This window comes from Actinomyces sp. 432 (assembly GCF_009930875.1).
Taxonomy (GTDB): Bacteria; Actinomycetota; Actinomycetes; order Actinomycetales; family Actinomycetaceae; genus Actinomyces.
In genome coordinates, this window is sequence record NZ_CP025249.1 from 2,011,895 (window position 1) to 2,026,370 (window position 14,476).

General features: G+C 67.6%; 11 protein-coding genes and 1 pseudogene. 6 read left to right on the top strand and 6 right to left on the bottom strand.

Annotated features, from left to right (window positions below; translation table 11 throughout):
• Nucleotides 1-23: 23 nt before the first annotated feature.
• The 6 genes from CWT12_RS08380 (at nt 24) to CWT12_RS08405 (ending at nt 9,182) form a co-directional block, all read left to right on the top strand.
• Nucleotides 24-1,961, top strand: a complete 1,938-nt coding sequence (locus tag CWT12_RS08380) for an AMP-dependent synthetase/ligase (protein WP_161924447.1) — start codon at nt 24-26, stop codon at nt 1,959-1,961.
• 157 nt (nt 1,962-2,118) lie between these two features.
• Nucleotides 2,119-4,002, top strand: a complete 1,884-nt coding sequence (locus tag CWT12_RS08385) for an AMP-dependent synthetase/ligase (protein ID WP_161925387.1) — start codon at nt 2,119-2,121, stop codon at nt 4,000-4,002.
• A gap of 122 nt (nt 4,003-4,124) precedes the next feature.
• Nucleotides 4,125-5,963, top strand: a complete 1,839-nt coding sequence (locus CWT12_RS08390) for an AMP-dependent synthetase/ligase (protein ID WP_161925388.1) — start codon at nt 4,125-4,127, stop codon at nt 5,961-5,963.
• A gap of 705 nt (nt 5,964-6,668) precedes the next feature.
• Nucleotides 6,669-7,418 carry an ATP-binding cassette domain-containing protein gene (locus CWT12_RS08395; protein ID WP_161924448.1) on the top strand — a complete coding sequence of 250 codons (750 nt, stop codon included), beginning with the start codon at nt 6,669-6,671 and terminating at the stop codon, nt 7,416-7,418.
• Between the two features lie 931 nt (nt 7,419-8,349).
• A complete protein-coding gene (locus CWT12_RS08400) occupies nt 8,350-8,595 on the top strand; it encodes a hypothetical protein (RefSeq protein ID WP_161924449.1) in 246 nt (81 codons plus the stop codon).
• Between the two features lie 14 nt (nt 8,596-8,609).
• Nucleotides 8,610-9,182: a hypothetical protein gene (locus CWT12_RS08405; RefSeq protein WP_161924450.1), complete on the top strand. Its 573-nt coding sequence runs from the start codon at nt 8,610-8,612 to the stop codon at nt 9,180-9,182.
• Nucleotides 9,183-9,270: 88 nt separating this feature from the next.
• Here CWT12_RS08405 and CWT12_RS08410 read toward each other — a convergent pair whose 3' ends face one another.
• The 6 genes and pseudogenes from CWT12_RS08410 to CWT12_RS08435 all read right to left on the bottom strand — a co-directional run bounded on the left by CWT12_RS08410 (nt 9,271) and on the right by CWT12_RS08435 (nt 14,363).
• Complete coding sequence (locus CWT12_RS08410) at nt 9,271-9,657, bottom strand: chorismate mutase (protein WP_161924451.1); 387 nt, start codon at nt 9,655-9,657, stop codon at nt 9,271-9,273.
• Nucleotides 9,654-10,945, bottom strand: a pseudogene (gene clpX / locus CWT12_RS08415) (ATP-dependent Clp protease ATP-binding subunit ClpX). The gene CWT12_RS08410 and the pseudogene clpX overlap by 4 nt, the downstream one beginning before the upstream one ends.
• 194 nt (nt 10,946-11,139) lie before the next feature.
• Complete coding sequence (locus CWT12_RS08420) at nt 11,140-12,114, bottom strand: diaminopimelate epimerase (protein ID WP_161924452.1); 975 nt, start codon at nt 12,112-12,114, stop codon at nt 11,140-11,142.
• A gap of 25 nt (nt 12,115-12,139) precedes the next feature.
• Nucleotides 12,140-13,210, bottom strand: coding sequence for a tRNA (adenosine(37)-N6)-dimethylallyltransferase MiaA (gene miaA / locus CWT12_RS08425; RefSeq protein ID WP_161924453.1), 1,071 nt, complete (start codon nt 13,208-13,210; stop codon nt 12,140-12,142).
• Nucleotides 13,207-13,893, bottom strand: a complete 687-nt coding sequence (locus CWT12_RS08430; RefSeq protein ID WP_161924454.1) for a YbjN domain-containing protein — start codon at nt 13,891-13,893, stop codon at nt 13,207-13,209. Before CWT12_RS08430 ends, miaA begins: the two co-directional genes overlap by 4 nt.
• Nucleotides 13,890-14,363, bottom strand: coding sequence for a YbjN domain-containing protein (locus CWT12_RS08435; protein WP_161924455.1), 474 nt, complete (start codon nt 14,361-14,363; stop codon nt 13,890-13,892). Before CWT12_RS08435 ends, CWT12_RS08430 begins: the two co-directional genes overlap by 4 nt.
• Between the last annotated feature and the right edge of the window lie 113 nt (nt 14,364-14,476).

Sequence of the window (14,476 nt, forward strand, 5' to 3'; positions counted from 1 at the left end):
CGCCGGCCCAGGAAGAAGAGATCATGACCTCCACCTCCGCGGACTCCGCGGCGTCCTCTACCGCAGCAGCATCCTCCAGCACCTCGGCGCGCAGCGTTACCCCGCCCGGCGACCGCCCGGTGGGAGCCCTGCAGTGGCAGGCTCCCACGCTCATCCGCATCGATGAGCACACCACCATTCCCTCCATGCTTGAGGACCGCGTGCGGCGCTCGGCCGGCCGCCCGCTGATCGCGCGCAAGCAGGAGATCGGTGAGGCCTGGCAGACAGTGACCGCCCAGGCGTTCTACGACGAGGTCCAGCGCGTTGCATCCGGGCTCATCGGTATGGGGCTTGAGGCCGGCGCGCGGGTGGCGATTATGTCGCGCACCCGCTACGAGTGGACGCTGCTGGACTTCGCCTGCTGGACCGCCGGGCTCGTGCCCGTTCCCATCTATGAGACGAGCTCGGCCGAGCAGATCGCCTATGTGCTCAGCGATACGGAAGCGCGCCTGGTGGTCGCCGAGTCCATCACCACGGCGGAACTGGTGCGCGCGGCCGCAGCCTCGTTGGAGCGCCCGCCGGAACATGTCGCGCTTACGGTTCTGTCGCTTGACACCGGTGCGCTGCACACCATCACCGAGGCCGGCGTCGGCGTGCCCCGCGAGCAGGTGGCCGCACGTACGGCCGCCCTGACGACCTCGTCCACCGCCACGATTGTGTACACCTCCGGCACCACCGGCTCGCCCAAGGGCACGGTACTGTCGCACGGCAACTTCACTGACCTGTGCTCCAACGCCCACCTGTGGATGCCCGAGATCGCGATGGGGCGGGACTCGCGGCTGCTGCTGTTCCTGCCGCTGGCGCACGTGTTCGCCCGCTTCCTGGAGGTATTCCAGATCTCCGGCGAGGGCGTCATGGGGCACGTGCCCGATACGAAGAACCTGTTGTCGGACCTGGCCTCCTTCCACCCCTCCTACCTGCTGGTGGTGCCCCGGGTGCTGGAGAAGATCTACAACTCGGCGGACGCCCGGGCCGGCAACGGCGCCGCCGGACGAGTCTTCCGTTGGGCGGCGAAGGTCGCCGTCGACTACTCCCGGGCGCTGGACACTCCGGCCGGGCCATCCCGCGCCCTGCGTGCCCAGCGTGCCGCCGCGGACCGGCTCGTCTACCAGCGCATCCGTGCCCTGGTGGGAGACAACGCCGACTGGATCATCTCCGGGGGCGCCCCGCTGTCGCCGCGCCTAGCGCACTTCTACCGGGGCCTGGGCATACCGGTGCTGGAGGGCTACGGTCTTACCGAGACCGTCGGCCCGATCGCAGTGAACACGCCGCGCTTGTCGAAGATCGGCACCGTCGGCCCGCCGCTGCCGCCCATGGCGGTGCGCATCTCTGACGAGGGCGAGATTCTGCTCAAGGGCCCGTCGGTGTTCCAGGGCTATCGCCACAATCCGGAGGCGACTGCGGCGGCCTTCACGGACGACGGCTGGTTCCGCACCGGCGATCTGGGCTCACTGGACCGCGACGGCTATGTGACTATCACCGGACGCGCCAAGGACGTGATTGTCACGGCCGGCGGTAAGAACGTCTCCCCGGCGCCGCTGGAGGACTCCCTGCGTGGGCACCCGCTGATCAGCCAGGTGGTGGTTGTCGGCGACCAGCGCCCCTTCGTGGCCGCCCTGATCACACTTGACGCCGAGATGCTGCCGACGTGGCTGCGCAGCCATGGCCTGGAGCCCTTACCAGTGTCCGAGGCGTCCTCCCACCCGCAGGTGCTGGCCTCCCTGAACCGGGCAGTCCAACACGCTAACGCCCACGTCTCCCGGGCCGAGTCTATTCGCGAGATCCGCGTGTTGACGGCCGACTTCACGCAGGCCAACGGGCTGCTGACACCTTCCCTGAAGGTGCGGCGCGGCGCGGCGCTGAAGCGCTTCGCCGCTGAAATCGACGCCATCTACGGCGGGCCGGCCGGGGCTGGCTCCTAGGCGCCGCACAGTCGGGCACCGCTCTCGCGGCTTCACTACCGCCCTCCGCCTTGAGGAAACCTCCAAGCCGCCCCGCCGGATTTCCTCGCTCAGATCCGCGCACAACCGGCACCCTTCCTGAAAGAATGGCGCAGTGCCTCCACACTCCTCCGACCCCATGTCCACCGGCGTCGCCTCGCAAGCCGGCAGCCCCAGCGTTGTAGACGGCGCAGCCGTAAGCCCCCTAGTGCAGGAGCCGGAGCCGACTTGGACGGTGCCGTGGCTTCTGGCCGACCGCATCGCCCGCACCGCAGATGCCACGCTCATTGAGCGCAAGACGCAGCTGGGCAACTCCTGGGTGAAGGTCACGGCGCGAGCGTTCGGGGAGGACGTGGCTCGCGTGGCCTCCGGGCTGATCGGGATGGGGCTTCAGGCCGGGGAGTCAGTGGCCATCATGGCTCACACCTCCTATGAGTGGACGCTGCTAGACATGGCGATCGCCCGTGCGGGCCTGGTGTCTGTGCCGATCTATGAGACGGACTCCGCCGAGCAGGTGGAGTGGATCCTCGCCGACGCCGACGTCCGGCTGGTGGTGACCGAGAACGCCGCCCTGGCCGAGTTGGTGCGGGGTGCTGCCGTCCGCTGCGCAGCAGCGTCCCACACACCGGCCGTGAAGATACTGTCACTGGACCACGACGCCATCGCCACTATTAGTGAGGCCGGCCGGGGCGTGAGCCGGGATGAGCTCGAGGCGCGCTCCGCTGCGCTCACCAGTGCGGACGTGTACTCGATTATCTACACCTCCGGCACCACCGGACGCCCCAAGGGCGTGGAGATCACCCACCGCCAGGCTGCCGGCCTGGGGTGGAATGGGGTGCGCTGGATCCCGGAGCTGCTTAACTCCCCTGACACGCGCCTTCTGCTCTTCCTGCCGCTGGCCCACTCCTACGCGCGCTTCCTGCAGCTCCTGGCAATCGCCGGCCAGGGTGTTTTGGGACACACCCCCGACGTCAAGACCCTGTTGCCCGATCTGAAGGGCTTTGCCCCCTCCTACGTGCTGGCGGTGCCGCGCGTAATGGAGAAGATCTACAACGCCGCCGATGCCAAGGCCGGCTCAGGCGCCAAGCTGCGGACCTTCCGCTGGGCGGCAAAGGTAGCCATCGCCTACTCCCGCGCCCTGGACACCCCGGAGGGCCCCTCCCGGCGGCTGCGGGCCGCCCATGCGCTGGCCGACCGGCTCGTCTACCGCTCCATCCGCTCCCTGCTGGGCCCCAACGCCCGCTACGCTATCTCGGGTGGGGGTCCGCTGGGTGAGCGGCTGGGCCACTTCTACAGGGGCATCGGCCTACTCATCCTGGAGGGGTACGGCCTGACCGAGACGATCGGCCCCACTGCCGTCAACCTAGACATCCACAATAAGATCGGTACGGTTGGCCCGCCCGTGTGCGGCAACCGGGTGCGCGTCGGGCAGGACGGTGAGCTCGAGGTCACCGGCCTGGGCGTCTTCTCCCGCTACCACAACAACCCCGAGGCGACCGCCGAGGCCTTCACCCCCGACGGCTGGTTCCGTACCGGGGACATCGGTTCGGTGGACGATGACGGCTGGGTGCGAATCACCGGCCGCAAGAAGGAGCTGATTGTCACCGCGGGCGGCAAGAACGTCGCGCCAAGCATCCTGGAGGACCGGCTGCGCGGGCACCCGCTGGTCAGCCAGGTGCTGGTGATCGGCGACGGCGAGCCCTTCATCTCCGCCCTGGTCACCCTGGACAAGGAGATGCTGCCGCAGTGGCTGGCCAACCACAATCTTCCGGAGATGGACGTCATGGAGGCCGCCTCCCACCCGCAGGTGCTGGCCGCCCTGGACCGGGCGGTGGCGCGCACCAACCGGGCAGTGTCCCGGGCCGAGTCGATTCGCACCTACCGGGTGCTCACGTCTGACTTCACCGAGGCCAACGGGCTGCTGACCCCCTCGCTGAAGGTCAAGCGCTCCCTGGTGATGGAGACCTACGCGGACACCATCGCCGAGATCTACTCCACCACTAAGAAGGGGCCACAGGAGTGAATCAGGAAAACGCACCCGTCCGCGCAGGCGGCTCAGCACAAGCCACCCGGCAAGCAGGCACGGCTGCTGCCGCCTCCCTGCAGGAGCAGTCGACTGCGCTGCTGGTGCCGCTGCACGCCGCGATGACGGCGCCGTGGGCGCTGGCCGAGCGGGTGCGCACCAATCCCGGCGGTGCACTGATCGCCCGCAAGTCCTCCGTGGGCGGGCGCTGGCGCGACATGTCCGCGCAGGCCTTCCGCGAGCAGGTGCGCGAGGTCGCTGCCGGGCTCGTCGCCCTTGGGCTGCAGCCTGGCGACGCGTTGGGGATCATGGCGCACACCTGTTACGAGTGGACGCTGCTGGACTTCGCCGCCTGGGAGGCCGGGCTCGTCGTCGTCCCCATCTATGAGACCTCCTCGGCGGAACAGGCCCGCTGGATCCTGACCGACGCCGCCGTGCGGCTGGTGGTCGTGGAGGACCAGCCCATGGAGACGATGCTCAAGGCCCTGGCCGACCAAGATCCTGCGCTGGCCAACCTGCGGGTACTGAGCCTGGCCGGGGAGGCCATCACCGAGCTCATCACCGCCGGCAAGGACGTGCGCGCGGCCGAGCTAGACGCCCGCGCCGCCGCTCTGACCAGCACCGACCTGGCCACGATCGTGTACACCTCGGGCACCACCGGCCGCCCCAAGGGCGCCGAACTCACCCACGGCAACCTGGTCCACCTGTGCGTCAACGCCTGCGCCCGCGTACCGGAGGTGCTGGAGGCGCCCGAGACGCGTACGCTGCTTTTCCTTCCCCTGGCGCACGTGCTGGGCCGATTCGTGGAAATGGCGATCGTATGCTCCTCCGCCGGTGTGCTGGGCCACGCGCCTAACGTGAAGAACCTGGTCACCGACCTGGCCTCCTTCCGGCCGACCTTCGTGCCGGCCGTACCGCGCGTATTCGAGAAGATCTACAACGCGGCCGACGCCCGCGCCACCGGCGCCAAGCAGAAGGTGTTCCGGCTCGCCGCCAAGACCGCCATCGCCTACTCGCGCGCCTTGGACACCCCGGCCGGTCCGAGCCGCGGCCTGCGCGTCCAGCGTGCCGCCTTCGACCGGCTGGTGTTCTCCACCCTGCGCAGCCTGCTCGGCGGACGCGTCACGCACGTGATCTCCGGCGGCGGCCCCCTGGGTGAGCGGCTGGGGCACTTCTACCGCGGCGCCGGGGTGACGGTGCTGGAGGGGTACGGGCTCACGGAGACCTCCGCCCCCTGCACGGTGAACCTGCCGGCCGCCACCCGCATCGGCTCGGTCGGCCTGCCCCTGCCGGGCACCGCCGTCCGCCTGGACGAAGACGGCGAGGTGCTGCTCAGCGGTATCGGTGTCTTCCGCGGTTACCACAACAATCCCGAGGCCACGGCTGAGGCCTTCGTGACGCTGCCCGACGCCGCGTCCGAGCAGAGCGCGGGCACGGACCCGGCGCCTGCGACGGCAGCGGGTGGGAACGGCACGCGGTGGCTGCGCAGCGGTGACATCGGCACCCTGGACGCCGACGGCTTCCTGCACATCACCGGCCGCAAGAAGGAGCTGATTGTCACCGCCGGCGGCAAGAACGTGGCGCCCGCAGTACTGGAGGACCGGCTGCGCGGGCACCCGCTGGTCAGCCAGGTGCTGGTGGTCGGGGAGAACCGGCCCTGCATCGGCGCCCTGGTGACGCTGGACGCGGAGATGCTGCCCCTGTGGCTCTCAAGTCACGGCCTGCCGGACATGGACCCGATCGACGCCGCCCAGGACCCGCGCGTGCGTGCAGCCCTGGAGCGGGCGGTGGCCCGCGCCAACGAGGCGGTCTCCCGGGCGGAGTCCATCCGCACCTTCACGGTGCTGCCGGGCGACTTCACCGTGGCCAACGGGCTGCTCACCCCGTCACTGAAGGTGCGGCGAGATGAGGCCACCAAGCGCTTCGCCAAGGAGATCGACGAGCTCTACACCCGCGTGTAATGCCGCCGCCTACACCGCCCTACCGGCTCTACGCGGACCGTTCCGCCGCGGCATCCCACCACCAGACGAACGCCACAACCCACGACTCTCTCGGCAAGTGTGTGGATGAGGCCGAACCACTTTCGCGGGCGCCTGAGATGAGTCTCGTCGAGGGCTTGACGTATGCTGCGCCTCACGCTAATTTCGTGCTCGGCGAGCAAGAAGACAAGCATGTTACTTGTAAGCCTGAAACAGTCACCTGATACGCGGAGTCCTGATGTCCCCGTCCGTCAAGTCCCGATCCAACCTACGACGCATCATCACCTCTGTTTCGCCTGTCAGCATGTTTGCAGGCATCCCTACAACAGCTTGGGCGGCCACCAAGGCCGTGAATGGAGTGACCTACAACTGGAACGTCACGAGCAGAGCGAGAGGTGGATACGTACATCGAATTCCATCCTCGGCCACCAATGACAGTACCGCAGCGAACTCAGGAACAGCACGGTTGACGTCGGACGCTTCCGGAAAATCATGCGGCGCAACCTATGGCTACATTTTTCGTCGAACAGTGAAGAACAGCCCTGATCCCGCCCTGTTCACACTGAACAGAAGCCGCTACTGCGACGGGATCACGAGCAACAGCGTAAAGATCGGTAAGGGGATGAGGTACCACTTCGACGTTTCCGTCCTCCAGATCCCACCCACTCCAACCACGATCAGGCTGGCTTGGAAGAGAACGGGACGGTAACTCACTTGAGCGTCGAAGGTCTATCTGTCGAACTATGCTATGCGCGGCGCGGCAACTTCATCCTTGATGTCTCCGATCTGGAATTGCCACAAGGCGTAACCGTACTGGCAGGACCAAACGGAGCAGGAAAGACGACGCTGCTGTCTGTACTGGCGGGAAGAATCAGATTCGCTCGGCTGCATGCAACATTAGCAGCCGAACCGCTTGAGCCCTCCGCTGTAGGACTCATGCCGCAGTCGCCTCAGCTTCCTCTCGACCTGCGTGCTCGCGAGGTTCTTGAGCATATCGCTTGGCTTACTGGCGGCTCCCACACGCAGGCCCGGGGCCGCGCAACCAATCTGCTGGAGGAGATCGGGTTGAGCCAGGACGCCGACAAACCGGTGTCCAAGCTTTCCGGCGGCATGCACCGTCGTCTTGCATTCGCCGCCAGTAACGTCACACCTGCGGCGCTACTGCTCTTAGACGAGCCGACCAACGATCTCGATCCTCTTCAACGTCGCGAGATACTCAGTCTAATTACCAAGGCATCACGATCACGTTGTGTAATCGTTTCCACCCACGCGCTGCACGATGTACTGCCGGTCGCTCAGCACGTCGTCGTCCTCGACGGCGGCCGGGTGGTGCACGCAGGCCCAGTAGATGACTTCCTCGTGCGCTTCGCACCCGACACCCGCGACGGAGACGAGGCATACCTGGCCTGCCTGGACCGAGCCCAGGCGGCAGCATGAGACGTATACCGTGGCTGTCAGCCGCCATCCTGTTGCTGGCGACCGCTATCAGTCTCCATACCGATCTCGACGGCTGGGCGGGCGACTGGAATGAGACGGGCTGGGATCTTGGAGCAAGTGGTATGACCGCCGCCACTCTCGCGGGCTTGCCACTGGCCCTGTATACAAGGCGCAATATTGAGCCGCTACGGTCCCTGGAACTTCGCTGCGGCGGTTGGCGTATGGCATGCTTCCTGGTGCGCCGTTGCTTGGCTCCAAGCGCGCTAACATGGCTACTCGTAGTCGCCACGGCTTATGCGATAACGCTAGCACTCAATCCGACGCCAACCAGGCCCTCGATCTGGCCCGCCGTCGCGGCCACCGCCGCCGTCCTGGCAATCTTGGCAATCAGTGTTGCACTGGGCCTGTTCCTGCATCCGGCCTTCTCACTCCCGCTTATCATCCTGATCACGTACCTTGTCCCCGCAACGCTCGACTGGGCCGACATGGACGGCACCGCGCCCGGTTTCACTCCCTCGGGGGCCACGCACCTATCTCTGCCGCTGATAGTGGTCTCAACACACTTCGTGTTTCAGACGCTGTTTCTCACGGCTGTCGGAGTGAGCGCTATACTTTTGAGTCAAAAGCAACTGCGGCGCAAGCGCCTGCGGGCACCCGCAGTTGTTGCTGTGCTGCTGGTTGGAGTTAGCGGAACACTCGTCGTATCGGCTCCGCCAGCCACGTTGGCTCCGACCGCTGCAGGAGAACCGCTCACGAACCGGTACGTGTGCTCCGAGACCGACAACATCCGGGTATGTCTCCTGCCGGACCACGAACGTTTGCTGCCCGAGACGGTGGAGACGGCTGAACAAGTCGCGCAGTTCCTTCCCCGGGGAGCCGACCCGAGAGTTACATCGAAGACACCATTGACTATCCCGAGATCGATGACTCAGTGGCTTACCTAGAGGTCGGCGCCGTTGGCATAGATCCAACAGAGGCCGTGGTTACAGCCACCGCCGACTGGAATAGGTGCCTCGACGAAGAGAATCCTTTCAATCACATGTACTGGCTTTACTACAAGCTCGGGATGTGGCCCCTGGATAATCTTGTCGAAATGGACGGCATGGAGTTCATGAGTAACGCCTCCGACAACGCCCAGATCGCCTGGTGGAACGAGGGCTTGGGGTCAACGTGCTGAGGCTTCCGTCAGTAGTGCGCATTGAACTTATTGCGCATCACTCCCGTATGCATGCCACCGCTCTGCTGCTCGTAATTGTGGCCTGCTCCGCAGTTGCCTCAGTCAGCGTTCCCACCTTCCAATCGGATCAGGAGATACTTGCCGGACAGCATGTCGCCTACGGTTACTTCTATCTGCCGGTGATTGCCGCTCCGGTGATTGCCAGCTGGCTGCACGATCCCTTCGCTCACCTTGTCCCCTACGATCGTCCTCGCCAACGCCTAGTCACGATCGCCTGGCTACTTGGACAGGCCGGGCTGCTCACGGCAGTCAGCGGGTGCGTTGGCGCCGCCGCCGACGGTTGGGATGTGGCGCGGATATGCATCGAGAACGCTCTGTGGATCACAACGCTTATTGCATTGCTGCTGCCTTATGCGGGCTTTGAATGGACTACCATCGCCGTCGTAATATACGGGACTATGGGGCTATTTCTCGCCGGCAACCCGTTGCTGCTCATCAATCGAGTCTCCAGCACCGGGGATCTGTTCGCCGCCTGTGCCCTATTCGCCGGGCTCATCTGGCTTCGGTGCGCCCGAACCCTGCGCTGAGCCTGTCCAAGCGCCGGAACTAGAGTCGTCTATTGGCGGGAGGAGAGGTTTACATCGATCGCAACTTTGATGGATGCCACAGGTGGCTTCAGTCATCCTCCGACAGCTCTTCCCGGATGGCCTCGTGGTGGCGGATCACTTCGGCGACGATGAAGGCGAAGAACTTCTCAGCGAACACCGGGTCCAGGCCGGCCTCCTCGGCCAGGGCCCGCAGCCGGACCACCTGCTGCTCCTCGCGGGCCGGGTCCGACGGCGGCAGGCTCAGGTCCGCCTTGAGCCGACCAACCTGCCGGGTACACCGGAAGCGCTCCGCCAGCAGGTGGATGAGGGCGGCGTCGAGATTGTCGATCGTTGCGCGGTAAGCGGCCAGCTGGGGCGGCACCGCGGCAGCGCTCGACGCCGACCCCGGCTCTACTGGCACCCCGGCGTCGGCGCCTGCCGGGCGGGCCTGAGAGTCCGCCGACTGGTTGCTCATGCGGTGCGCGTCCTGCCCTTGGCGGTGGCCGACAGGGTGCCGCTGCCGCGCTCGTAACGCGGGGATCCTGTGCCGCGCACGGCATCTGCATCCACTACCACACGCCCCACCTCCGGCAGGGAGGGAACCTCGAACATCGCCTGTCCGAGCACCTCCTCCACGATGCTGGTCAACCCGCGCGCACCGGTCTTGCGCTCCAGGGCCAGGGAGGCAATCGCCTGAATGGCCTCCTTCGTGAGCTCCAGTTCCACGCCGTCGAGGCTGAACAGGTACTTGTACTGGGAGACCAGGGCATTCTTGGGCTCGGTCATCACCCGCACTAGCTCCGGCACGCCCAGGTCGTGGACGGTGGCGATCACCGGAAGCCGACCGATGAACTCCGGGATCAGCCCGAACTTGTGCAGGTCCTCCGGACGCACTGGGGTGGCGAACACGTCCTCCCCCTGATCCTTGGCGAGGGTGGCGCCGAAGCCGACGATCTGCGCGCCCGCCTCGCGGCGGCGGCGCTGGCGGACGATCTCCTCGATGCCGGAGAAGGCGCCGGCGGCGATGAACAGGATATTCGTGGTGTCGATCTCCAGGAACTCCTGGTGGGGGTGCTTGCGGCCGCCCCCGGTGGAACCGAGGCGGTGGTGCCCTCGATGATCTTCAGCAGGGCCTGCTGCACGCCCTCCCCGGAGACGTCACGGGTGATGGAGGGGTTCTCGGCCTTGCGGCCGATCTTGTCGATCTCGTCGATGTAGATGATGCCCTTCTCGGCGCGCTTGACGTCCCCGTCCGCCGCCTGGATGAGCTTGAGCAGGATGTTCTCCACGTCCTCACCCACGTAGCCGGCCTCGGTCAGGGCGGTGGCGTCAACGATCGCGAAGGGCACGTCCAGCAGCCGGGCGAGGGTACGGGCCAGGTGGGTCTTGCCGGTGCCGGTTGGTCCCAGCAGCAGGATGTTGGACTTGCCCAGCTCCAGCCCATCGCCCTCGGCCACGGCGCGCTCGCGCATCTGCACGCGCTTGTAGTGGTTGTACACGGCCACGCTCATGGCGCGCTTGGCTTCCTCCTGGCCGATGACGTACTGGTTGAGGAAGTCGAAGATCTCCTGCGGCTTGGGCAGTTCAAGCGGGACGCCCGAGCCCGAGGCGCCGAGCTCCTCATCAATGATCTCGTTGCACAGCTCGATGCACTCGTCACAGATGTAGACGCCGGGTCCGGCGATGAGCTTCTTGACCTGCTTCTGGCTCTTGCCGCAGAAGGAGCACTTGAGAAGGTCGACGCTCTCAGCGCTGCGTGCCACCTGGATTCCCTCCCGTTTTCGGGTGCGCCCGCCAGCTGCGGGCACCGTCCCAGCCTACGGGGCGCGAGCCGCCGCGGCTATAGTCATTGCAACGGTGTGTCCGTATAAGTCTTCCTAGATAATCCTGTTGGTAGGCAACACACGGCAAGAGGCACCCTCCGCGGGCCCCTCGGCCGACACGGACCCACGCGGCCTCAGGCGAGAGCGATCCGGCCTACCAGCTCCACCGTGCCGGTCAGCAACAGCGCGTCCCGTGCCGCCGTCTCCCCTGCCAGCGGGGCCTGGCCCACGTGCACACCGACCTGCCCAAGGGGCAGGCGCAGCAGGTAATCGGTTGGTGCGTCGGCTCCGATCCACTCATGCAGGGCGACCGCGACCGCGCAGCACGCCTCGGCACTCGGGACCGCCCCTCCCGTTCCGTCCGCCAGCCCGCGCACGCGCGCCAAGCCCACCCGGTCCCCGGTATCCGGATCCACGTGCTCGCCCAGCGGCACCACCAGCTCCAGGCTCGCCGCCGCCTCCGGCGCGGGCGTGTACTCGGCCGCACCCGCACCGGGCGGCGCGACCGCGTCAAGCTCGCTGTCCTCTGCCAGCGCGACCACGAGGTGCCGCCCGGCCAGGTCCAGGCTGAGGGCCGCCCGGTCGCCCTCAAGCCCGGGGATACGTACCGCCGTGTCCCACCCCTCCGCGGAGGCGTCGGCGGCGGGCACGGCCACCTCCGCCAGGCTTGCGGGCCCAGCGTCCACGGCCCACATCTCGGCCAGGCGGGTGACGGTGCGGGCCCCGCCCCGAGTGCCGACCGTGAGCGCGGAGCCATCCGCCAGCGGCACGATCCCCTCGGCGTCCAGGACGGCGGCCAGCAGCCGACAGGCGTCGCCGTAGGCGGCTGCCGCCCCCCGCACCGGGTCGCCGTCGCAGCGGTAGTAGTCCAGGAACCACTCGGCCTCGGGGACAACATCCCGGAAGGCCACGGTACCGGGCAGGGATGCGGTACGCACCACCCGCACCAGGCCGTCCGCCCCCAGGCCGGTGTGCCGGTTGCAGACTGCGGCCACATCGGCTGCAGTGAGGGGCACCTCCCGCTCGGGGTCCACGAGCAGGAGGAGGTCTACGCCGGCTGTATGGCCCTTGATCAGCGTGCGGCCGGCCAGGCCGGGGGCAATGGTCATGGGGACACCCTATTGCCTGTATCGCCTATCCGCGGCTGCCACCCTCCGGCCTGCCCCGGCGGTCCGCCGCCTGCACCAGCTGCAGCGCCTGGGCCAGTACGCGCTCGTGCTCCCCCGGCGCCCACGTGCCGTCGGCGGCGACGACGTCGAGCCACTGTACGCGCGGATCACGGCGGAACCACTTGAGCTGACGCGAGGCGAGCTTACGAGTGGCGGCAGCAGTGTCGGCCACAGCCTGGGACACCGGCATGGCGCCATCCAGGACGGCGATGGCCTGGGCATAGCCGATGGCGCGCCGGGCCGTCGGCCCCTCGCGCAAGCCGCGCCCAAGCAGCACCTCGGTCTCCTCCAGCAGCCCGGAGGCGAACATCGCCTCTGCCCGCGCATTGATGCGGGCATCCAGGACCTCCCGGTCCCAGCGCAGTGCCAGGTGGACGGTGGGCACCAGGTCCGCGTAGCGGGGCAGGGTCGCGGTAAACGGCCTACCAGTCAGCTGCACTACCTCCAGGGCGCGCACGATACGGCGCGTGTTGCCCGGGTCGATGCGCTCAGCGGCAGCCGGGTCCACACCGTGCAACTCGCGCCACAGCGCGGACGTCCCCTCCTGGCGCGCGCGCTCCTCCAACGCGGCCCGCAGGCCCGGGTTCGTGCCCGGGAAGTCGAGGGCGTCGGTTACCGCACGCACGTAAAGGCCCGATCCGCCCACTATGACCGGGCGGTTGCCGCGCGCCACCGTGGCCCGTAAGTCGGCGCGGGCGTGAGCCTGGTATGCGGCCACGCTCGCCTCCTGGTGCACATCCAGCACGTCGAGCTGATGATGTGGGTAGCCGCGGCGCTCACCCGGCCCCAGCTTCGCCGTGCCAATATCCATGCCCCGGTAGAGCTGAAAGGCGTCGGCGTTGAGCATCTCGACACCGCCCCCGAGGGCATCGGCCAGATCGAGGGCCAGGGCGGACTTGCCGGATGCGGTGGGACCCACCACGGCCACCCGCACCGGCACATGGTTCCCCTCCGGCGCCACCGCGGCGGCACCGACCGCGTCCGCTCGCGCCGGTGCCGCCGTGGCCGCGTAGACGGGCTCAGGCCTGGTGCTCATAGGTCCGGCAGGAGCGGTCGGACCTGGCTAAGGGCCTGGGTGCAGGCGGATAGGGCGGTATCCAGGTGGAGGCGCAGCTGGGCGTCGGTGACTCCGCGCCCCATGCCCACCAGGTAGGTGGCGCGTACCAGGGGGCCTATGGGGGTGTCCACCAGGGCCACGGTCGGGAAGTACTTGTCGCGGTTCCAGTCGTTGACGGAGGCCGCCAGTTCGTCGCGCTCCCCCTCGGCGGCAGGCTTCTCCCAGTCGCCGGAGACCAGTAGCCAGTCGGGGTGCCCCTCTGGGATCTCGATGACGAAGGGGAAGCCGTCCCACGTGCCCAGGAGGCAGACATGGTCCTCCTCGCGGTGCCGGCGTACCCCGTACCCCATGGGGCCCGTCAGTGCGGCCTCGATTCGCTCCAGCGTCAGGGGCGCCGTCAGCTCACCACCGGCACGGGTAGGACCCGTCGCTCCCCCGGTACCCTGCAGGACCGAGTCCGGGGCGGCCGGACGTTCGGGGTAGTCGATTTCAAGGTCTGACAGTTCCACCGGCTGCGGCCGCCGCAACCGCCTCTCGGCTCCATGCGCGCTCCCCCGCCCCGCTGAAGGGGCGTCCTGGGAGGCCTGGGCGTGCTGGTCCCAGGAGCCGGCGAACAGCCGGGCGATGAAATCCGCCCACCGCCTGCGCGGGCGGCGGCTCATGGCTCCAGCCTTCCGCGGATCGGATCGGGGAAGGTATCCTCCGCCTCCCGCATCAGTGCGACTATCAGGCGGCAGCCGGTGAAGACGAATTCGTCCAGCTGCGCGTCGGTCATGCCCGCGCTGAGCGGGTAGGTGACCTCCCCGTGCAGGCGCACCACTCCGCCGTCGGCGACGGTCAGGTAGGCCTTCGGGCCGATGCGAGTGGTGTTCCAGTCCTCTACCAGGCTGCGCAGCGCTGCCAAGTGCTCGGTATCGGCGATGCGGTGCCAGACGCCGCGCAGCTGCAGGGCGCGATCGCCCTGGAAGATGGCGTGGACAGTCACGTAGCGCCAGGGAATACCTACGTCACCCTCATCATCGAGGAAGAAGCGCAGGCCCAGGCGCCGCGCGCAGTCCATGACCCGATCCACGTCGACGGGCGCCGGGGTGGCGGGTGCGTCGGCGGCGTGTGCGGATCCGAACTGCGGCATGACTCCAGCCTAGCCGGGGACTCAAGTCTTTCCCATGCGGCTTCGCGGACGGCTGCGCCGCCCACCGGGAGCGGCCCGACGAGGTACGAGGGCCACAGATGGTAAGCCGTGCC

Coding starts and splice junctions, on each gene's coding strand:
- CWT12_RS08380 (WP_161924447.1), top strand. CDS start 24: ATGACCTCCACCTCCGCGGACTCCGCGGCGTCCTCTACCGCAGCAGCA.
- CWT12_RS08385 (WP_161925387.1), top strand. CDS start 2,119: ATGTCCACCGGCGTCGCCTCGCAAGCCGGCAGCCCCAGCGTTGTAGAC.
- CWT12_RS08390 (WP_161925388.1), top strand. CDS start 4,125: ATGACGGCGCCGTGGGCGCTGGCCGAGCGGGTGCGCACCAATCCCGGC.
- CWT12_RS08410 (WP_161924451.1), bottom strand. CDS start 9,657: ATGAGCAACCAGTCGGCGGACTCTCAGGCCCGCCCGGCAGGCGCCGAC.
- CWT12_RS08420 (WP_161924452.1), bottom strand. CDS start 12,114: ATGACCATTGCCCCCGGCCTGGCCGGCCGCACGCTGATCAAGGGCCAT.
- miaA (WP_161924453.1), bottom strand. CDS start 13,210: ATGAGCACCAGGCCTGAGCCCGTCTACGCGGCCACGGCGGCACCGGCG.
- CWT12_RS08430 (WP_161924454.1), bottom strand. CDS start 13,893: ATGAGCCGCCGCCCGCGCAGGCGGTGGGCGGATTTCATCGCCCGGCTG.
- CWT12_RS08435 (WP_161924455.1), bottom strand. CDS start 14,363: ATGCCGCAGTTCGGATCCGCACACGCCGCCGACGCACCCGCCACCCCG.